Annotated in this window: 22 protein-coding genes; 9 read left to right on the forward strand and 13 right to left on the reverse strand. The window is 62.5% G+C overall.

Features of this window, described 5'->3' with window-relative positions; translation table 11 throughout:
• The first annotated feature begins 96 nt into the window (after positions 1-96).
• Both EKN06_RS04815 and EKN06_RS04820 read left to right on the forward strand, forming a co-directional pair.
• A complete protein-coding gene (locus EKN06_RS04815) occupies positions 97-912 on the forward strand; it encodes an alpha/beta fold hydrolase (protein WP_127611682.1) in 816 nt (271 codons plus the stop codon).
• A 71-nt stretch (positions 913-983) separates the two neighbouring features.
• Positions 984-2,303 (forward strand): FAD-dependent oxidoreductase, encoded by a 1,320-nt coding sequence (locus EKN06_RS04820; RefSeq protein WP_127611683.1) that lies wholly within the window; start codon positions 984-986, stop codon positions 2,301-2,303.
• Positions 2,304-2,316: 13 nt separating this feature from the next.
• Here EKN06_RS04820 and EKN06_RS04825 read toward each other — a convergent pair whose 3' ends face one another.
• On the reverse strand, positions 2,317-2,715 hold the full coding sequence (locus EKN06_RS04825) for a hypothetical protein (protein WP_127611684.1): 399 nt from the start codon (positions 2,713-2,715) through the stop codon (positions 2,317-2,319).
• A 310-nt stretch (positions 2,716-3,025) separates the two neighbouring features.
• A complete protein-coding gene (gene dnaN, locus EKN06_RS04830; RefSeq protein WP_127611685.1) occupies positions 3,026-4,162 on the reverse strand; it encodes a DNA polymerase III subunit beta in 1,137 nt (378 codons plus the stop codon).
• 288 nt (positions 4,163-4,450) lie between these two features.
• On the opposite strand from dnaN, the gene EKN06_RS04835 reads away from it, so the two are divergent.
• Positions 4,451-4,993: a hypothetical protein gene (locus EKN06_RS04835; RefSeq protein WP_127611686.1), complete on the forward strand. Its 543-nt coding sequence runs from the start codon at positions 4,451-4,453 to the stop codon at positions 4,991-4,993.
• 83 nt (positions 4,994-5,076) lie between these two features.
• Here the strand turns inward: EKN06_RS04835 and EKN06_RS04840 are convergent, their stop codons facing one another.
• The 5 genes from EKN06_RS04840 to EKN06_RS04860 all read right to left on the reverse strand — a co-directional run bounded on the left by EKN06_RS04840 (position 5,077) and on the right by EKN06_RS04860 (position 8,613).
• Positions 5,077-5,277, reverse strand: a complete 201-nt coding sequence (locus tag EKN06_RS04840; RefSeq protein WP_127611687.1) for a hypothetical protein — start codon at positions 5,275-5,277, stop codon at positions 5,077-5,079.
• A gap of 156 nt (positions 5,278-5,433) precedes the next feature.
• On the reverse strand, positions 5,434-6,195 hold the full coding sequence (fabG, locus tag EKN06_RS04845) for a 3-oxoacyl-[acyl-carrier-protein] reductase (RefSeq protein WP_127612001.1): 762 nt from the start codon (positions 6,193-6,195) through the stop codon (positions 5,434-5,436).
• Between the two features lie 16 nt (positions 6,196-6,211).
• A complete protein-coding gene (fabD, locus tag EKN06_RS04850) occupies positions 6,212-7,147 on the reverse strand; it encodes an ACP S-malonyltransferase (RefSeq protein ID WP_127611688.1) in 936 nt (311 codons plus the stop codon).
• A gap of 57 nt (positions 7,148-7,204) precedes the next feature.
• The gene (locus EKN06_RS04855) at positions 7,205-7,750 is read right to left on the reverse strand and encodes a VOC family protein (RefSeq protein ID WP_127611689.1); all 546 of its coding nucleotides are present in this window, start codon (positions 7,748-7,750) and stop codon (positions 7,205-7,207) included.
• On the reverse strand, positions 7,747-8,613 hold the full coding sequence (locus tag EKN06_RS04860; RefSeq protein ID WP_240654601.1) for an LD-carboxypeptidase: 867 nt from the start codon (positions 8,611-8,613) through the stop codon (positions 7,747-7,749). Before EKN06_RS04860 ends, EKN06_RS04855 begins: the two co-directional genes overlap by 4 nt.
• A 65-nt stretch (positions 8,614-8,678) precedes the next feature.
• Between EKN06_RS04860 and EKN06_RS04865 the strand changes: the two genes are divergently transcribed.
• The 5 genes from EKN06_RS04865 to rplI all read left to right on the forward strand — a co-directional run bounded on the left by EKN06_RS04865 (position 8,679) and on the right by rplI (position 12,131).
• Positions 8,679-10,127, forward strand: coding sequence for a glutamate ligase domain-containing protein (locus tag EKN06_RS04865; RefSeq protein ID WP_127611690.1), 1,449 nt, complete (start codon positions 8,679-8,681; stop codon positions 10,125-10,127).
• A 92-nt stretch (positions 10,128-10,219) separates the two neighbouring features.
• Positions 10,220-10,540 carry a hypothetical protein gene (locus EKN06_RS04870; protein WP_127611691.1) on the forward strand — a complete coding sequence of 107 codons (321 nt, stop codon included), beginning with the start codon at positions 10,220-10,222 and terminating at the stop codon, positions 10,538-10,540.
• Between the two features lie 389 nt (positions 10,541-10,929).
• Entirely contained in the window at positions 10,930-11,286 is a 357-nt protein-coding gene (gene rpsF, locus EKN06_RS04875; protein ID WP_127611692.1) for a 30S ribosomal protein S6, read from the forward strand.
• On the forward strand, positions 11,286-11,510 hold the full coding sequence (gene rpsR, locus EKN06_RS04880; protein WP_066554477.1) for a 30S ribosomal protein S18: 225 nt from the start codon (positions 11,286-11,288) through the stop codon (positions 11,508-11,510). The genes rpsF and rpsR overlap by 1 nt, the downstream gene beginning before the upstream one ends.
• A 12-nt stretch (positions 11,511-11,522) precedes the next feature.
• Complete coding sequence (gene rplI, locus EKN06_RS04885; RefSeq protein ID WP_127611693.1) at positions 11,523-12,131, forward strand: 50S ribosomal protein L9; 609 nt, start codon at positions 11,523-11,525, stop codon at positions 12,129-12,131.
• Between the two features lie 99 nt (positions 12,132-12,230).
• Here rplI and EKN06_RS04890 read toward each other — a convergent pair whose 3' ends face one another.
• From EKN06_RS04890 to EKN06_RS04915, 6 genes are all read right to left on the reverse strand, one after another.
• Positions 12,231-12,737, reverse strand: a complete 507-nt coding sequence (locus EKN06_RS04890; protein WP_127611694.1) for a nuclear transport factor 2 family protein — start codon at positions 12,735-12,737, stop codon at positions 12,231-12,233.
• Complete coding sequence (locus EKN06_RS04895) at positions 12,734-13,783, reverse strand: NADP-dependent oxidoreductase (protein WP_127611695.1); 1,050 nt, start codon at positions 13,781-13,783, stop codon at positions 12,734-12,736. Before EKN06_RS04895 ends, EKN06_RS04890 begins: the two co-directional genes overlap by 4 nt.
• 40 nt (positions 13,784-13,823) lie before the next feature.
• Entirely contained in the window at positions 13,824-14,123 is a 300-nt protein-coding gene (locus EKN06_RS04900; RefSeq protein WP_127611696.1) for a putative quinol monooxygenase, read from the reverse strand.
• 14 nt (positions 14,124-14,137) lie between these two features.
• Positions 14,138-15,322, reverse strand: a complete 1,185-nt coding sequence (locus tag EKN06_RS04905) for an aromatic ring-hydroxylating oxygenase subunit alpha (RefSeq protein WP_127611697.1) — start codon at positions 15,320-15,322, stop codon at positions 14,138-14,140.
• Between the two features lie 55 nt (positions 15,323-15,377).
• A complete protein-coding gene (locus EKN06_RS04910) occupies positions 15,378-16,016 on the reverse strand; it encodes a Dabb family protein (RefSeq protein ID WP_127611698.1) in 639 nt (212 codons plus the stop codon).
• 136 nt (positions 16,017-16,152) lie between these two features.
• Positions 16,153-16,740 carry a TetR/AcrR family transcriptional regulator gene (locus tag EKN06_RS04915; protein ID WP_127611699.1) on the reverse strand — a complete coding sequence of 196 codons (588 nt, stop codon included), beginning with the start codon at positions 16,738-16,740 and terminating at the stop codon, positions 16,153-16,155.
• Between the two features lie 121 nt (positions 16,741-16,861).
• Between EKN06_RS04915 and EKN06_RS04920 the strand changes: the two genes are divergently transcribed.
• Positions 16,862-18,301, forward strand: a complete 1,440-nt coding sequence (locus tag EKN06_RS04920) for an AMP nucleosidase (RefSeq protein WP_127611700.1) — start codon at positions 16,862-16,864, stop codon at positions 18,299-18,301.
• Positions 18,302-18,303: the final 2 nt, after the last annotated feature.

Raw genomic sequence — 18,303 nt, forward strand, 5'->3', positions numbered from 1 at the left:
TCCTCAGGCCGATTCCCAAGCCTCTCCCCAAGCGGTTCCCCGAGCCTGCGCTTTCTACTGTGAAGCCGTTTGTGAACCTGCTAGCGGCGATGATTGATGTCGTTCACTTACAGCAAGCTAACCGTCGAGGGTCTGACCCTCAGAATCGGCCGCAATGGCGTCGGCGCACCGCACGACGCCGTGCCGCTGCTCATGCTCAACGGCATCGGTTTCAACGCCGAACTGATGGAACCGCTGGCGCGCCAGTTCCCGGGTCGGCATATAGTGTGCCCCGACATGCCCGGTTGCGGCAATTCGCCGGATCCCGTCCTGCCTTACACCATCAAGCGGGTTGCTCGCGCGATGGAAAGCTTGATGGAGCGGGAGGTGCCTGGTCGGGCGTTCGACATTCTCGGCTTTTCGTGGGGCGGCGCGGTCGCGCAGCAGCTCGCGGTCACCGCGTCACGCAAGGTTGCCCGACTGGCGCTGGTGGCGACAACCTCCGGCTTGCCTCTGCCCGCCGCAAACCCCGAAGTGCTGCGCCGATTGCTCGATCCGACCGAATATGGCCACCCGGCCAAGCTGACCGACAATTTCATGGACCTTTTGAACGAAGGCGGGGCGAATGCCGGGCTGTTGCGGCGTTTCAAATCGCCCACGCCGCAGGGTGTCGGCTGCCAGGTCGGTGCGCTCGCCGGGTGGAGCGCGGCGCCGATGTTGCCGTTCCTGCGGATGCCGGTGCTGCTGGCGGGCATGGCGGAGGACGCGATCGTCCCGATTGCGCACCAACGCGCGCTAGCCTGCTTGATCCCACAGGCCGAGACGATCGAACTTCGCTCCGGCAGCCATTTGCTGCCGCTGGCCACGCCTGAACGGATCGGCCCGCAACTGGTCGATTTCTTCGGGCAGAAGATCGCAATGCAGAACGCCTGACACACTGGCTCTTCCCTTTTCCTGCGCAGGCGATAGCCTCTGGTCCGGGATGATTTGAAAGGGATTCAATCTTGCGGCACATCGCAGTTATCGGTTCGGGCCCGGCGGGATATTACACGGCCGAAGCGGCGCTGAAGCATTGGGGCGACGACGTGCATGTCGACGTGTTCGACCGCCTGCCCGTGCCCTATGGCCTGATCCGCACCGGCGTCGCGCCCGACCACCAGACGATCAAGGCGGTTTCGGGCCGCTATGAAAAGACTGCGCTGACCCAAAACGTGCGGTTCGTCGGCAACATCACCATCGGCAGCGACATTTCGGTCGATGAATTGCGCGAGCTTTACGATGCCGTTGTCGTCGCCACGGGCGCGCCGCACGATCGCAAGCTGGGCATACCCGGCGAAGAGCTGAAAGGCGTCTACGGCAGCGCCGCGTTCGTGGGCTGGTACAATTCGCATCCGCAGTTCCGCAACCTCGACCCAGACCTGTCGTCGGACACCGCGGTGGTGATCGGCATGGGCAACGTCGCGCTCGACGTCGCGCGCATCCTGTCCAAGACCGAGGCGGAGTTCGAAGGGTCCGACATCGCCGCCCATGCGCTCGACATCCTGAAACAGTCGAAACTGAAACAGATCGTCCTGCTGGGCCGGCGCGGGCCGCACCAGATCATGATGACGCCCAAGGAACTGGGCGAATTGGCGAAGCTTGAACGCGCGAGCCCTCGCGTCGACGCATCGGACCTGCCGGACGAAGGCGACGACGCGATGCTCGAACCGGGCCTGCGCAAATCGGTCAACCACTTGCGCAGCTTTGCCGCGATCCCCGAACACATTCACGGCGACAAGCCGATCGAGGTCGCGTTCGATTTCTATGCCAGTCCGAAATCGATCGTGGGAGAAGACGGCAAGGTTACCGGTATCGAGGTCGAACGAACCGAAGTCAGGGCGGGTCGCGCCATCGGCACCGGCGACATCTATACCATCCCGTGCGGAATAGTGGTCAGTTGCATCGGCTATCAGACCGCCAACATCCCCGGCGTTCCGTTCGATGAACGGCTGGGCCGTTTCGCCAATGACGAAGGGCGCATCCTCAACGGCCTCTATTGCGTCGGCTGGGCGCGGCGCGGGCCATCGGGCACCATCGGCACCAACAAGCCGGACGGTTTCGCAATCATCGAAAAGATCGCGTCCGATATCGATGCAGGCCTGCTGGGCAAGGGCAGCAAACAGGGGCGCGCCGGGTTCGACGAACTGGCCGAAAAACGCGGGCTGGACATCGTGACCTTCCGCGACTGGAAAAAGATCGAGGAAGCCGAAGCCGCCGCCGCCCGCACCGGCGCTCCGCGTGAGAAATTCGCCGATGTCGAAGCGATGATCCGGGCGCTCAGATAGCGAACGTTATCGTTTAGCGCCCCTCGCCCGCCGCAGGATTGGAGGGCGCCGTGGCGGGCCTGGGCGGCTGAAGTCCGTTGAGCGTTTCGCCAAGACGCGCGCCGAACCCTTGGGCGAGCGGGGCGCAAACCGTGTTCGCATCCTCGACATCGCCCAGCAGCGCGGGAATCGCCTTGGGGTTGATCTGAGCTTCGATCTTGCCGCCGGTGCGCGCTTCGTAACGGCCCATGAAATAGCTCATCATGAAGCCCAGTCCGCGCTTCTTGCCTTCGTCCTTTTCCTGCGCGCTGGCGACAAGCGCCCACGTCGCGCAGCGCAAGTCCGGATCCGGAGCATTCTGCGCAGAGGCGGGGATCGCGGTCAGCGCAACGGCGACCGCGGCAGTGAGGATGGCGACATTCTTGGCAATCATCGAAAAAAGGCTCCCGTTTCGCGGCCCCCTAACGCGTGATCGCGCCGAAGGCCAACCCGCCTGAGCGCGGACTTGGACGAACCGGGCTTGCTGCACGATGAAGGGGCCTGAAACACGGGACCAAGGCGAACAGCCAACGGGGCGCAAAGCGACACTCGCTACTCACGAGTTCATGTCGATTTTTCGTTCAGGTCGAGGCGAGAGTGGTGATGGACCGTGATCCGGCGCGCAGCGACCTTTTTGGTCTCGAGCACCGGAACGCGCGGGCCAGCGCCGCTCTCGTCCGTCGTGAGCGGAAAAGCGGCGTGAACTAAACCCGCATGGGCATTAGGACGTAAAGCGCCGGGCTTTCCTGGCTCTGCCGGATCAGCGTCGGCGAACCCGAATCGGCAAGGTGCAGCTCGACATTGTCGCCTTCGATCTGCGCCAGAATGTCCTTCAGGTAATTGGCGTTGAAACCGATCTCCATCCCCTCGCTGCCATAGGCCGCGGCGATCTCTTCGGCGGCGGTGCCGTTGTCGGGCGATGTGACCGACAGCGTGACGCGGTCGTTGTCGACCGCCATCTTGACCGCGCGGGTCTTCTCCGTGGCGATCGTCGCCACGCGGTCGACGCCGGCGAAAAACGACTTGGGATCGAGCCTGAGCAGCTTGTCGTTACCGGTCGGGATAACGCGGCTGTAATCGGGGAACGTGCCGTCGATCAGCTTGCTGGTGAGGACGATGCCGCCCTCTCCGCCCAGCGTGAAGCGGATCTTGCTGGCCGACAATTCGACCTGCACGTTGTTGTCGAGTGCTTCTTCCAGCAGCTTGCGCAGTTCGGCGACGCATTTGCGCGGCACGATCACGTCGGGCATGGATTCGGCGCCGTCGGGACGGGGAATGGTATAGCGGGCAAGCCGATGGCCATCGGTCGCCGCCGCCTTCAACACCGGCTGTCCGCCCGGGCCATCTTCGGCAACGTGGAAGAAAATGCCGTTGAGGTAATAACGCGTTTCTTCGGTGCTGATCGCAAACCGGGTGCGATCGATCAGCTGCGCCAGCGTCGATGCGGGCAGTTCGAACGTGGTCGGCAAGTCGCCTTCGACGATCACGGGGAAATCGTCGCGCGGCAGGGTGGGCAGCTGGAAACGCGTGCGCCCCGCCTTTACCACCATGCGGTTGTCCGCCGTTTCCAGGCTGACTTGCGACCCGTCGGGCAGCTTGCGCGCGATGTCGAACAGCAGGTGGGCTGAAACGGTAATCGCGCCCGCGCTTTCGACAGAGGCGGCGGGCATCGATTCGACGACCTGCAGGTCGAGGTCGGTGGCCATGACGCGCACGGTGCCGTCGGCCTTTGCCTCGATCAGGACGTTGGACAGGATGGGGATCGTGTTGCGGCGTTCCACCACCGACTGCACGTGGCTGAGCGAGTGCAGCAGGGTCGCCCGTTCGATCGTCGCCTTCATTTCAATCAGATCCCCTTTTGCCCGACCGCGTCGAGGAGACCGACCGGGCATCAAATACGGTCAAACTTTCCTAGCGGATGGGTCACCCCGGACAAGGCGAACGGAAGGGGAACGGGTCGATTCTGGGGATAAAAGCCGGGTATGAGATCGCGAACTGGCCGCAAAGTCCCACGCCAGCCACCCTGACACCGTCCACCGCAAGGCATCAGGTGACACGCTCAGGCAATTGGGCGTATTGTCGCCACGGTCGCATCAACCAGCCTTTGAATCAAACAAGGGGGAAGTCTCATGCGCTATAAGCTCGCCGTTTCCGTTTTCGGAGCCTTTGTCGGCGTCGCGCTTCCGGCCGCCCCCATCGCCGGCGCGTCTGCCGACGACGCAAGCCTGATCGCCAATGCCTCCACCGCCGCGCCGCCGTCGGTTACCGCTAACGCCACCTTCGTCGACGGGGCGGGGAAAGTGTTGCGCAAGGGGACCAACGGCTATACCTGTTATCCGCAATCGATGATGACCGGACCGATGTGCAACGACGCACAATGGGAAGCATTGATGGGCGCGCTGATGGCCGGCAAGCCCTATACCCCCACAGGTTTCGGCGTATCCTACATGCTGGCGGGCGAAGGAACCGCGATGGGCGTCAGCAACAAGGACCCGGCCGCCACCAAACCGACGCCCGACAACGACTGGATCAAGGATGGACCGCACATGATGCTGATCCTGCCCGATCCGGCCATGCTCGAAGGACTGTCGACCAATACCGCCGACCCCGTTTACGTGATGTGGAAAGGAACGCCCTATCAACACGTGATGGTGCGCATCGGCGAACCGTGACCGGCTGATCTGGCGCAATATGGGGCGGATCGTTGGCAGGAACCGCGAGCCGCTCCCGCCGCGCGCCCTCCGCTGGCAATGCGTCAGTCAGCCGCCAGCGTCAGCGCAAGGATCAGAAGGCCGACCATAACGCACAGGACGCCAGCCTGCGCAACGCACCCGCCTTGCGCGTCCGGGCCCGCGTCGTCGAAAGCGGAATCGCGGACCACGTCCGGATCGACCAGTCCACCTTCATTCGCCGATTGGGCGGACGACGCGCGATAGACAATCCAGACACCGGACACCAAAATCGCAAGTCCGATAAATACAAACAATTCAAAATCCCCCGAGGCTCCCCAAAAGCCCAGGACGGTCTTGAACGCTGCATGCCAACTTGCAAAGTATTAAAACCTATTAAGTCGTCATTTCTTGAAAGTGCGTTCAGTCGCGATATTATTCGGTCAGATCATCGCCATCCCACCGTTGACGTGCAATGTCTGCCCGGTGACGTAGCCTGCTTCCTTTGACGCGAGATATGCGACGGCCGCACCGATGTCATCGCCCTCACCCATGCGGCCCATCGGGATGCGGCTGTTCAGTTCGTCCTTTTGCGCGTCGGGAAGCGTGTCGGTCATCGCCGTTCGGATGAAACCGGGCGCAACGCAGTTCACGGTGATGTTCCGACTGGCCAGTTCCTGCGCAAGGCTCTTGGTCATCCCGGTCAGCCCGGCCTTTGCCGCGGCATAGTTCATCTGGCCCGGATTGCCGGTAGTGCCGACGACGCTGGTTATCGAAATCATGCGCCCGAACCGCGCCTTCATCATCGGGCGAGTCGCGGCGCGCATCAGGCGGAACGCGGCGGTCAGGTTGACGTCGATCACCTGCTGCCAGTCATCGTCCTTCATCCGCATCATCAGCCCGTCGCGGGTGATGCCCGCGTTGTTGACCAGAATGTCGAGCTTGCCGAACGTGTCGATCGCAGCGGGGATCAGTTCCTCGACCTGCGTCGGGTTCGAAAGGTCGCAGGTGATCTCCACATGGTCCTGCTCGGTCCGGGCGCCGAACTCATCGTTCAGCTGTTCGCGGAAAGAGCGCAATTTCGCTCCGTTCGACCCGGATAGCGCGATCCGCGCACCCTGTGCGGCAAGACTGCGGGCGATGGCCGAACCAATTCCGCCGCTGGCCCCGGTAACGAGCGCGGTCATTCCCTCTAGCGAAAACATGCCTGTCATCTCCCCCTCAAAGCTCCTTAGCCAGCGCGTCCAGGTCTTCCATCGTGACGACGCTGGTCACGACGGCATCGGGGAACGATCGCTTGATCATCGGGGCCAACACCTTGCCGCCCAGTTCGACGAAATGCGTGACACCGGCGGCGCCCATGCCGATCGCGCTTTCGCGCCAGCGGACGCGGCCCGTTACCTGTTCGACCAGCAGCCTGTGGATTTCGGCCGGGTCGGCGACCGGTTGCGCGGTCACGTTGGCAAAAACCGGCAGGATCGGCACGCCGGGCGGCGTCGCGGCCAGCGCGGCGTCCATCGCTTCTGCTGCCGGTTCCATCAACGGACAGTGGAACGGCGCGGACACCGGCAGTTTGACGCCGCGCTTGATGTCGAATTCCTTGGCCAACGCGATGGCCCGCTCGATCGCCTCGGCATGGCCGGAAAGCACGACCTGTGTCGGGTCGTTATCGTTGGCGACCGTGCAGACCTGCCCCTGCGCCGCGGCTTCGGCCAGTGCCGTCGCCTTTTCGATGTCGGCACCCAACAGGGCACACATCGCGCCCACGCCCACGGGCACCGCCGCCTGCATCGCCTGTCCGCGCAGTTTCAGCAGCCTTGCCGTGTCGGCCACCGAGAACGAGCGCGCGGCGCACAGCGCGGTATATTCGCCAAGGCTGTGCCCGGCGACGAAATCGCCTTTTTCATTCAGCGAAACGCCGAATTCGCGGCCCAGCACCCGCGCGACGGCCATCGCGTTCGCCATGATCGCGGGCTGCGCGTTTTCTGTGAGGGTGAGCGCATCCTCCGGCCCTTCGGCCATGATCTTCGCCAGGTCCTGCCCCAGCGCATCGTTCACTTCCTCGAACACTTCGCGGGCGGCGGCGCTGGCGGCGGCGAGATCCACGCCCATGCCGACCTTCTGGCTGCCCTGTCCCGGAAAAACGAAAGCTCTCATGCATCAATCTCCAACTTGCGCGACGCGGGTTAGGCACGCGTCACGCGCAGGGCAAGCCTAGCCCAGCGATATGTCGACAAGCACGCCGCCGTCGGGCTTGTCCGCATCGAACCGGCCCGCCTTCTTGGCCACGAAGTCATAGAACCCGGTCAGCGATTCGACCGGTTCGTACAGTTCCAGCATGTGGCCATAGGCCGCGACCGTATCGACAAAGGCAAAGCGGAACCCGTCCGCCATCGCAGCGTCCAGCGCGATCTCGAAACCGGCGGCGGTGTACCGGTCGATCGCATCCTGCACCGAATCCACGAACAGCGCGACGTGGTGGATGCCTTCTTTGCCGCTACCTTCGTCGTACATGTCGTGAAAAGCCGACGGGCCCGGATTGTTCTGTTGCACGAATTCAATCATCACCGAGCCCCACTGGCCATAGGCGCTGGTGTGATCCAGTTCGCGCTCGACGCCCCTGTGCACCGCGCGCGACAGGGGGATGTGAGCGGCGACATAATAAGGCCCTGACCCGAACAACTGATGATGCCGCAGCGCAGCTGCGCGCACGTCGGGCACGAAATAGGCGATCTGCCGGATGGGAAGCGGGTCTGTCATGGTCTGGCATCCTCGGGTTTTCTGTTATTTTCGAACCGGCGCATCCGGCCGAACGGCACGATGCGATTGGCATGATCGTGCCCGATATCGGCCCGCCCGAGAAAGGGAATTGTTGCCCGGGCGCACCATTCGCGCGCTATGCCGATGGCGTCTGTCCCGAACGGGCGGTCGTTTTCGGGGACGTCGGACACCCGGCCCAGCCGCAGTCCCGCAATCTGCATCGGGCCCAGCACCTGCACCAGATGGAAGAACAGGCGGTCCACTGCATAAAGGTATTCGCTGACCTCCTCCACCATCACGACATGATCGCGAAGGTCGGGCATCAGCCGCGTGCCCGCCATCATGGCCAGCGTAGTGAGATTGAACGCAACCGCCGGATCGCCGTCCAGATTGCCTTCGAGCGTATCTGGCGCGCCCGTCAGCCAACCCAGCACGCGGGCAATCGCCTCTTCCCCCCGTTCACGCTTGATATCCAGCGGCATGGGCGCATGGACCGGTCGCCCGATCCCTGCCTTGTACAACGCACCCAGCAGGTATCCGCCATCGGACGATCCCAGGAACACCTTGTTGTCTGCTTCCTTCGACAGGAACGTCACGGCCGCTTCGGCGATGCGGTTCGATCCGTATCCTCCGCGCGCAAACCACACCGCGTCGATGCCCGGATCGTTCGCGCAGTCGAGCAGGGCGTTCAGCCGTTGTTCGTCGGTGCCCGCGAAATGGCCGGCAGACAGGAAACACTGATCGTGAAACAACAGTTCGACACCGGGAAAGCCCGCCGCCACCGCCTGCATGGGCGCGACCAGTTCGCGCGGGAACGGGGCCGACGGGGCGCAGATGCCAATTCGCATGGGGCTTTGGGACATGAAAGGTGGCTATCCCCCATCACCCCGATTGCCAAGCGCGGCGTGAGGCAATAGCCACACTTGCGATGACCGATGCACCCTTTTCCGACCCGAACCTGACAACATCGCCCCAGATCAAAGGCCGCGCATTCTTCTTTTGCGGCATCGGCGGATCGGGCATGTTGCCGCTGGCCTGCATCCTGCGTGCGCGCGGCGCAATTGTCGCCGGATCGGACCGCAGCCGCGATCAGGGCCGCACGCCCGAAAAGTTCGCATGGCTTGAAACCCAGGGCATTACCCTTTTCCCACAGGACGGCACCGGCATCACCAGCGCCGATCAAGTGCTCGTCGCCAGCGCCGCGATCGAAGACACCGTGCCCGAAGTCGCGCGGGCGAACGAACTGGGCTGCCTGCGCGCCAGCCGGGCCGAACTGCTGTCGGCGCTGTTCAACGCCGCACCGACATCCATCGCCATTGGCGGGACCAGCGGAAAATCGACCGTCACCGGCATGACCGGCTGGATCATGGACCGCGCAGGGACCGATCCCACGATCATGAACGGCGCGGTGATGAAGAACTTCGTCGCCCCAGATGTGCCCTTTGCCAGCGCGCGGGCCGGACGCGGCGGGGTCTTCGTGTCCGAAGTGGACGAAAGCGACGGTTCAATCGAATTGTACCGGCCCGGCGTTTCGGTGCTTTTGAACGTGACGCTCGACCATAAATCGATGGATGAATTGCGCGGGCTGTTCGGCGATTTCCTCGCCGCGGGCGGGGTGGCCGCGATCAACGCCGACGATCCGGAGGCACTGGCCCTGCTTCCCCATGCGCAACGCGCGCTGACATTCGGCATCGATCAGGAACGGGCGCAGATCGGTATCGTCCCCGGATCGATCGGCGACGGTCCGGTGCGGCAGGCGGCCACCGTCATCGACCGGCACGACGGCGGCGAATACCCGCTCGTGCTCAATGTCCCGGGCCGCCACAACCTGTCGAACGCCCTGGCCGCGATTGCGGGCGCGGTCGCAGCGGGCGTGCCGGTCGGCGATGCGGTCGCGGCACTCCATTCGTTCGCAGGTCTGGCCCGGAGGTTCGATATCGTCGGCACGTCGCCATCGGGCGTGACGGTGATCGACGATTTCGGCCACAACCCCGACAAGGTGCGCGCCACGTTGCGCACCTTGCGCGCGCACCCCGGCCGGGTCATCGCCTTTTTCCAGCCCCACGGGTTCGGCCCGCTGAAACAGATGGGCCGCGAACTGGCGCAAGTCTTTGCCGAGGAACTGGCCCCCGATGACCGGGTGATCCTGTGCGATCCGGTCTATTTCGGTGGAACCACGGACAAAAGCGTGGGCAGCGCCGAACTCGCCGCGTGGATCGAAGGTGCGGGCGGCCATGCCGAACACATCCCGTCGCGCGAAGAATGCGGCACGCGGATCAAGCAAATGGCGCAAGCTGGCGACCGCGTGGCGATCATGGGCGCGCGCGACGATACGTTGAGCGAATTTGCGCGCAGGGTGCTGGCCTCGCTGGATTGATTGCGCGCGCAGGTTTGGCAAAAAGCCCCGCTATCGGCCAATAAACCTAATTTACGCTTGCGATCCGGCCAAGGTCTGAGCAATATGCTGCAATGCACAATAATGCCGAATCAGAACCGCCTGTCGAACGCAAATTCATCGAGGGGATTGCGCGCAAGCTCCTGATGGAAGCGGTCTACAATGGCGAAAAGATGGTTCTGGCTCCGCATCAGCTGTTCACGCGCAACGATGCGCTGTTCGTAAGTGCCCTGAATACCACGCGAAACTGGCGCAGCCCCGAAGAACGGCGGGTCGGCCACTTCAAGCTTCAGGGGCTGTCGAACGTCGCTCTGACCGAACAATCGTTCGAGCCGCTGCCGACATTCGACGACAGCCCGGCACGCGAAGGCGACAAGCAGCTTTTTTCGGTCTGACGCGACAGGGCTGGCGCACCCTCGCGCAACTGGCCGCCATTATTTTCCTACATCGCGGCGGCGCGCTATCGTCGCGTCATGTCGGCCCGCCCCTTCCCCCGCCTCTTCCTTTGCGCCTTGTGCCAACTGTCATCCTGTCGCCTGATCGCGAAAACGGCGGATCCGCGCACGTTTGCGATTGGGCGATAGCAGATGACACCGTGTCGCCTTTGTCACCCGTGGCAGCGTCGCCGACCCGCTACGCGCGGCACTTCGTCCTTGCCTTTCGCGCCCGTTCCGCTATGCGCGCCCCTTCCCTGCCGTCCAGCGGGGAAAGCAGAAGGCCGGAGGGGCCCCGCACGTACGGTGCGAAGGTCAGCCGATCGGCAGCAATTGAAAAGGACGTATGCATGCCGCTTTATGAGCATGTGTTCCTGGCGCGCCAGGACCTGAGCCAGGCTCAGGTCGATGCGCTTGCGAGCACCGCCACCGAAATTATCGAGGCGAACGAAGGCAAGGTCGTGAAGTTGGAGGCCTGGGGCCTCAAGAACCTCGCCTACAAGATTGAACGCAACCGCAAGGCACACTTCGTGATGCTGAACATCGATGCCCCCGCCGGCGTCGTCGCGGAACTCGAACGCCAGACCCGCATCAACGAAGACGTCATCCGTTACATGACCGTCCGCGTCGACGAGCTTGAAGAAGGCCCGTCGGTCATGATGCGCAAGCAGGACCGCGAACGCCGCGGTCGGAGGGAGCAGCGCTGATGGCCCGCCCGTTTTTCCGCCGCCGCAAGTCGTGCCCTTTCTCTGCGAAGAACGCGCCCGCGATCGACTACAAGGACGTACGTCTGCTGCAGGGCTTCATGTCCGAACGTGGCAAGATCGTGCCGAGCCGGATCACCGCCGTTTCCGCCAAGAAGCAGCGCGAGCTGTCGAAGGCGATCAAGCGCGCGCGCCAGATCGGCCTCCTGCCCTACATCGTGAAGTAAGGAGCGGATATCATGAACATCATTCTGCTCGAACGTATCGAGAAGCTCGGCTCGATCGGTGACGTCGTCACCGTGAAGGACGGCTACGCCCGCAACTTCCTTCTTCCCGAGAAGAAGGCCCTGCGCGCCAATGCAGCCAACAAGAAGGTCTTCGAGGCCAACCGCGAACGCCTGGAACAGGAAAACTCCGAGCGTCGCTCCGAAGCCGCGAAGGCCGGCGAAAAGCTCGACGGCACAGAGATCGTCCTGATCCGCGCATCGTCGAACGCCGGCCAGCTTTACGGCTCGGTCAGCGTCCGCGACGTGACCATGGCGCTCGCCGAAAAGGGCTTTGAAGTCGACAAGAAGCAGGTCATCCTGGGCTCGCCCATCAAGACCATCGGCATGTTTGACGTGATCATCGCCCTGCACCCCGAAGTGCGCGTTACCGTAAAGGCCAACGTCGCCCGTTCGGACGACGAAGCCGCATTGCAGACCGAGGGCGTCGACGTCCTTTCCGCGATGTTCGAAGAAGAATCGCAGAATCAGGGCGGCTTCACCGAAGCGTTCAATCCGAATGCGGAACCTGGCGAAATCGCCATGGAAGACGACGCTGAAGACGAGGGCGAAGAGGAGGCCTGAGCCGACTCAAGCTTATCGAGCGACCAATAGAAAAGGGCGCGGCAGGGAAATCCCGCCGCGCCCTTTTTTGTCGTCCGCCGTCAGTGTGGCAGCAGGTTTTCAGATTCGGGCCAGCGACCGGAACGGGTGAGCGGCGTCCAGTCCGTCGCCGAAATTGACCGGCATCGCCGCGTCATCGTCGCGACGCTCTGCCCGTTCGTAAAGATTGAGCACATAAGTCAGCTTGGAAAAGCGCCACTCGCCATTCCGACGCTCCGCCGAAAAAAGGTAGCGGCCCCAGAAGGTCTCATCCACGCCCGGCGCCGGCTCCGCCGTTCGGCATTTGATGATCGATCCCGCATCGATGCGCGCTTCATCTCCGGCGATGGTGATAACGGGTATACCGCTAAGGTGGAGCCTTCGAAGATATCCCGATTCCAGATCGCGAACGAACACTTTGGTCTCGGTCAGGTCGCCCTTGAACATCCCGTAATCGAACTGCGCTTCCGGCCAGAACAGGGTGTCGAACAGGTGGAGGTCAAGCCAGTCGTTGATGCCCGAATAAGCAGCGACCATGTCCTGCAGCCGTACCCGACCGCGTAATTCTTCCACCGAACCCCTGTTCATTCCCGCGCCTGCCAGTCCGCCAGTGTCGACACGCTCTCGTCGAGCCGCACCAAAGTCTTGCCTTGCGTCTGCCCGCTCATCAGCCGGATAAAGGCATCGGGCGTTGCGTCGAGACCGGTCGCGACATTCTCGGTCGCGATCAGTTTGCCGTGGCGCACCCAATCGGCCAGCGCGTCTTCGGCTTCATGCAGCATGTCCGCCGCCTCGTAAGCGAGGAAACCGCGCATGGTTATGCGATTGACCAAAACCTGCCACATGTTGCGGATCGGGTAAGGCTCAGTCTGGTTATTGTAGTTCGCGATCATGCCGCAGACCGGGATCCGACCGAAAGCCTTCATTCGCGGCAACACGGCATCGAGCGTCGCGCCGCCGACATTTTCGAAATAGAGGTCGATGCCTTCGGGGAAATGCTTGTCCATTTCGGCGCCAAGGTCTTCGCAGTGGCGGTAGTCAATCGCACCGTCAAAACCCAGTTCCTCGGTAATCGCTCTCGCCTTGTCGGCCGACCCGACCGTACCGACGACGCGACAACCCGATAGCTTCGCGACTTGCCCCGCCACGGAACCCACAGCGCCGGCTGCCGCGCTGATGAGGACTTCATCGCCTTCGCGCATTTCGCCATATTTCTTGAGCCCGACATAAGCGGTGATCCCCGACCATCCGCATGCGCCCATATATGCTGTCAACGGCAGGTCTTCGGCGATGCGCACGTTTTCGAACCCGACCGATCCTGGTGCGATGACCGAGTGGGTTTCCCAACCGATGAAGGCGCGGCCATAGTCGCCTTCCTTGAAATCGGGATTGCGCGATTGCATGACGCGGCCCAACACCATGGTCGGGATCAATCCGCCGATCGGCACGGGCGGAAGGTAGCTTTTCACATCGTCGAGCATGCCGCGCACCGCCGGGTCGATTGCGAATACACGATTTTCGAGCAGGACCTGCCCTTCCTCCAGCTCCGGGATTTCCACTTCCTCGATCCGGAAGTTGTCGTGCGTCGGCACGCTGGTCGGTCGCGATTCAAGAATGATTCGCCGATTCTTCATGAACTCTCTCCGATGCGATGATGCAGGTGGCCGATTTGGATCAGTCCATCAGCCCGCGCGGATTGACCGCGTCGAACTTGGTTACGTCCATCTCCACCTTGTCGCCCCAGTCGCCCAGCAACGTGCCGACGTGAGGAGCCGACAGGTGCGCGGTCAACGCGTCCTGGCTGGCCCAGCGTTCGTAGACCAGAATGGTGCCGGCAGCGGGATCGTCGATGGCAAAGTGGTAATCGATGCAGCCTTCTTCCTGCAGCGTAGGCCCTTTCAGCGCGCTCAGCGCCTTGTGCAGATCCTCGACCTTTGTAGGGTCGGTCTTGATGTGTCCGGCGATGACAATCATGTTGTATCCTCTCTTCAATCTTGTCGCAGGGTCGGTTCGGGCAGCTCGCCTTGCGCGAGATAATAATCGACCCACTTGTGAAAATACTGGTTGCCGAGCTCGTTGCACCCGAATGTGATGTGCCCGGTGCCCATTGCCTCAAGCCCCTGCTGCACACGCATCCCCATGAGATAATCCTCTTTCTCGACCACGTCGAAGAAGAAGTCGCTCATTTCGTCGAGCCGGGCGAGATCTTCGTCGGACTGCGGCGCGTTGGGAAAGATGTAGTTCATCACAGTCACGTTCCGGCCCGGCGCGTCACCGGGCCAGAGCTGCGCGACCTGGCACATTTCGGGCGCGAGGAAGAGCGCGAAATTGGGAAAGAGCATGCGGATGAAGTCGTAGTTCAGGTTCTCCCGCTCACCCCATTCATTACGCGGCAGATCCTTTAGCTCGACGATGCGGTGCTGCGGATAGCTCAACCGGATGTGCGGGCCGAACGCTTCATAGAACGCGCGATTGGATGGCGTGCGCGGCATCACAGTTTCGGGATGCGCGGCCTGAAAATGATAGCCTTCGAGATAGCCGTCATAGGCGACTTTCCAGTTCGCACCCTCCATCTTGCGGGACTTGTGGTAGTACCAGTTTTCCAGCTTCAGTGCGGCCAGATCGTCCAGCATACCGCCGAGGAAGGCCGGAACATCGATGGCGAGGCCCGGCGTGAGGATCGCGAAGATCATCCCCGCCACTTCCTCGCACGGCAGTTCGGTCAACGACATCGCCGCCTTGTCCACGTCGCCGAACGTCGACGCCTCGGTCACCCCGATGAGGCGCCCGTCATTGGCATAAGTCCAGCCATGATAGGGGCAGGAAAACCGTGAACAGTTGCCCTTGCCCTCTTCCGTCAGCTTCATCGCGCGGTGGCGGCACACGTTGAGGAATGCCCGCGCCCGGCCCTGCCCGTCGCGCGTAATGAGCACCGGGATGCCCATCGGCTCCATCGCCTTGTAATCGCCGTTCTTCGGCAACTCGATGGAGAACGCCATCATCAGCGGCAGGCGGCGAAAGATCAGGTCGATCTCCCGCTGCCAGCGCGCCGGGTCGAGATAGGCCTCGATCGGCACATCCATCGTCGCGCCGGTCTGGTCGGTCGTGCGGCCTTCCACAAAATCGAGCAGCTTTTCGGCCACGTCGCCATAGGCGTCACGCATCTGGCTCATCGCATCGCTCCCCGCTCGGGAATCGTAGCCAATCCGGAGCTCACCAGGCCGGCCGTCACCAAGCTGGTCCGTCACCTCCCGGCGTGGCGGGGCCAGTCAGCCAGTCGCCGGTGATGCCGATCCTGACTTCTGTCCCCTTGGCGACTTCGGCTTCGGGTTCCGGTGTCTGGAACATGATGCGGTTGGGTGCCCAGACCGAACCCATGATCTCGTCTTCGTCCGACGACAGCTTCAGGCCGACCGTCTCCAGCATTTCCTTGGCCCGTTCGCGGGTCTGACCGCGGATTTCGGGGACGTAGGCCTTGGCTGCGTCGTCGTGCAGCTTGATGACGCGAGCCTTTTCCTTGACGGCCTCTTCCCTCGCCGCTTCCTCGTCGAAAGCCGGACCTTCGTAATCGATCACCCAATCGAACGAGATCATGTTTTCCAGAATGTCGGGCAGGAACGGCGTCATCCGCAAATGCGCCCAGTGCGACATATAGCGGTCCATCGCTTCGTAGGTGTCGATGTCGCAGCAATTGGCGAAATCGAAATCGCCCGAATGATAACGCGGCTCGCGAACACACAAGCCGTGGCTGTAGTCGCGAATTTCCTTATTGAGATGCGGGAGCTTCTTCACTTCCTCAAGGAAGATGTCGATCTTGTCCTGCGGTGCGTCGTCCTTGAACTTGATCATCACAACATGGCGAATCATGACTTGCTCTCCATCGCGTTGGGGCCACTCGGCCGGGGCCCTTTCATCGTAGCAGAGGCTAGCACCGCATTTTTGTATATCGACTGTCAGATTAAACAGGTGCCGGTGCTGAAGCCGGTGGTCGCAGCGCGCCGGTTCAGGCGGCCTCAGGAAGTCCGATGGCAAGAAATTGCGCCTCCAGAACCTCTCTCATCCTAGGCACGGTCCAATCGTCGGGTGCAAAGACGGCCTCAAGTGCGATGCCCGCCACCGCGGCGATCAGGCAGCGAGCCCGAAAAGTCAGCAGATCGGCATCGACCGGCACGGCATAACGCGGCGCGATGATGTCGCGATAGAGAGCGAGGCTTTCTTCCGCTGCTCGGCGACGCTCCTCAAGATATTCGGGGCTGAGATGAGCTCGCGCCCAGAACGCGATCCACACCTGCCAATTGCGGCGCGCATCCGCGCTTGTCGGCAAGATTTCGGCGAAACAGTCGAACAGAGGCGCTTGCGCAACGACAGCGGCCATCAGCCTTTCGCGCGCGCGCCGGTTGGCCAGCTGATACACGTTGAACAAGAGTTCGTTCTTGTTGGCGAAATAGTGCGAAACGATCGACGTGCTGCAATCGCAGGCTGCCGCGACCTCGCGTGTCGTGACCGCCTCGATCCCGCGCTCAGCCACCAGATCGAATGCGACAGCCTCGACCTCGGCACGGCGCCGTTCCTTGTCTACGACGATTGGCATGGGGTGACTGTCCGAACGGCGGCCGCTCCTGTCAAGCTGGCGGCCCGACGATTTCCGATTTCCACACACGTATCGGCAACGCGCCTTTGTATTGTCATGCACGCGGCGCTAACTTTCCGTCATGAAAAACACCTCTGAAATCATGGCCCAGATCACGCGCATCTATGATGAAGCGCGCAACGCCCTGCGCAGCGATCTGCTCGCCTTCGCCACCGGCAACAGCCGCCCGCCGGCATCGCGCCGGGCTGACGGCACCTATGCCTATCCCGAACTGCGGCTGAAATTTCGCGAAACCGACGCCCCGGCCCCGGTAAGCCGCGCATTCGGTCGCCTCACCCGGCCCGGCACATATGCGACCACGGTTACCCGCCCTCGCCTTTTCGCGACCTATCTCGAAGAGCAGCTCTCGCTTCTTATCGCCGACTACAACGTCGAGATCGAGGTCGGTCGTTCGCGGCAGGAAATCCCGTTTCCCTACGTCGTCGATGGTGAAGCGGGCGCGGTGCTCGCAGGGGTAAGCCCGCTGGAGCTGGCGCGGCATTTTCCCGCAACCGAACTGTCGCTGATCGGCGACGAACTGGCCGACGGCATCGACGCCTTCGAACCTACCGATCCGATGCCCTTGTCGCTGTTCGATGCTTTGCGCACCGATTTCAGCCTGGCCCGGCTGGAACACTATACCGGCACCAACCCCGAACATTTCCAGCGTTTCATCCTGTTCACGAACTATCACCGCTATGTCGACGAATTCGTGGACTGGGCGGGAGCGAACCTGGGCAAAGGCGAATACACCGCGCTGGCCGGCGCGGGCGGCCTGATGGTGACGGAACATACGCCCAACGCCCGCGCGCGACTATCCGACACCGCGTGGCGGCGACACCAGATGCCAGCCTACCACCTCGTCGCGCCCGACCGGGGAGGGATCACGCTCGTCAACATCGGGGTGGGGCCATCGAATGCGAAGACGATCACCGATCATCTCGCCGTTCTGCGCCCCGAAGCATGGCTGATGATTGGCCACTGCGGTGGTCTGAGACCCAGCCAGAAGATCGGCGATTACGTCCTCGCCCACGCCTATTTGCGCGACGATCACGTATTGGACGCGGTTCTTCCACCCGAAATCCCGCTTCCCGCCATTGCCGAAGTGCAGCAGGCGCTGGCTGGCGCGGCCGAAGAAATCAGCGGCACGGCGGGTGCGCATCTGAAAATGAGAATGCGTACGGGCACCGTCGTCACGACAGACGACCGCAACTGGGAATTGCGCGTGACAAAGACGGGGCATCGCCTGTCGCTGTCGCGCGCGGTCGGCATCGATATGGAAAGCGCGACGATCGCGGCGCAGGGCTATCGCTTCCGCGTACCATATGGAACGCTGCTGTGCGTTTCGGACAAGCCGATTCACGGCGAACTCAAACTGCCAGGACAGGCCAATCGCTTCTACGAAGAAGCCATCGCCAGTCACTTGCAGATCGGCATCCGTGCCTGCGAAAGGCTGAAGGCAGAGGGCGACCGGTTGCACAGCCGCAAGCTGCGCGCGTTCAATGAACCCCCGTTCCGATGACG

The sequence above is a fragment of the Croceicoccus ponticola genome (assembly GCF_004004515.1).
Taxonomy (GTDB): domain Bacteria; phylum Pseudomonadota; class Alphaproteobacteria; order Sphingomonadales; family Sphingomonadaceae; genus Croceicoccus; species Croceicoccus ponticola.

Coding starts and splice junctions, on each gene's coding strand:
- dnaN (WP_127611685.1), bottom strand. CDS start 4,162: ATGAAGGCGACGATCGAACGGGCGACCCTGCTGCACTCGCTCAGCCAC.
- rpsR (WP_066554477.1), top strand. CDS start 11,286: ATGGCCCGCCCGTTTTTCCGCCGCCGCAAGTCGTGCCCTTTCTCTGCG.
- EKN06_RS04870 (WP_127611691.1), top strand. CDS start 10,220: ATGCACAATAATGCCGAATCAGAACCGCCTGTCGAACGCAAATTCATC.
- EKN06_RS04825 (WP_127611684.1), bottom strand. CDS start 2,715: ATGATTGCCAAGAATGTCGCCATCCTCACTGCCGCGGTCGCCGTTGCG.
- rpsF (WP_127611692.1), top strand. CDS start 10,930: ATGCCGCTTTATGAGCATGTGTTCCTGGCGCGCCAGGACCTGAGCCAG.
- EKN06_RS04835 (WP_127611686.1), top strand. CDS start 4,451: ATGCGCTATAAGCTCGCCGTTTCCGTTTTCGGAGCCTTTGTCGGCGTC.
- fabD (WP_127611688.1), bottom strand. CDS start 7,147: ATGAGAGCTTTCGTTTTTCCGGGACAGGGCAGCCAGAAGGTCGGCATG.
- EKN06_RS04910 (WP_127611698.1), bottom strand. CDS start 16,016: ATGATTCGCCATGTTGTGATGATCAAGTTCAAGGACGACGCACCGCAG.
- EKN06_RS04920 (WP_127611700.1), top strand. CDS start 16,862: ATGAAAAACACCTCTGAAATCATGGCCCAGATCACGCGCATCTATGAT.
- EKN06_RS04900 (WP_127611696.1), bottom strand. CDS start 14,123: ATGATTGTCATCGCCGGACACATCAAGACCGACCCTACAAAGGTCGAG.
- EKN06_RS04905 (WP_127611697.1), bottom strand. CDS start 15,322: ATGAGCCAGATGCGTGACGCCTATGGCGACGTGGCCGAAAAGCTGCTC.
- EKN06_RS04815 (WP_127611682.1), top strand. CDS start 97: ATGTCGTTCACTTACAGCAAGCTAACCGTCGAGGGTCTGACCCTCAGA.
- EKN06_RS04915 (WP_127611699.1), bottom strand. CDS start 16,740: ATGCCAATCGTCGTAGACAAGGAACGGCGCCGTGCCGAGGTCGAGGCT.
- fabG (WP_127612001.1), bottom strand. CDS start 6,195: ATGTTTTCGCTAGAGGGAATGACCGCGCTCGTTACCGGGGCCAGCGGC.
- EKN06_RS04860 (WP_240654601.1), bottom strand. CDS start 8,613: ATGTCCCAAAGCCCCATGCGAATTGGCATCTGCGCCCCGTCGGCCCCG.
- EKN06_RS04895 (WP_127611695.1), bottom strand. CDS start 13,783: ATGAAGAATCGGCGAATCATTCTTGAATCGCGACCGACCAGCGTGCCG.
- EKN06_RS04890 (WP_127611694.1), bottom strand. CDS start 12,737: ATGAACAGGGGTTCGGTGGAAGAATTACGCGGTCGGGTACGGCTGCAG.
- EKN06_RS04855 (WP_127611689.1), bottom strand. CDS start 7,750: ATGACAGACCCGCTTCCCATCCGGCAGATCGCCTATTTCGTGCCCGAC.
- rplI (WP_127611693.1), top strand. CDS start 11,523: ATGAACATCATTCTGCTCGAACGTATCGAGAAGCTCGGCTCGATCGGT.
- EKN06_RS04865 (WP_127611690.1), top strand. CDS start 8,679: ATGACCGATGCACCCTTTTCCGACCCGAACCTGACAACATCGCCCCAG.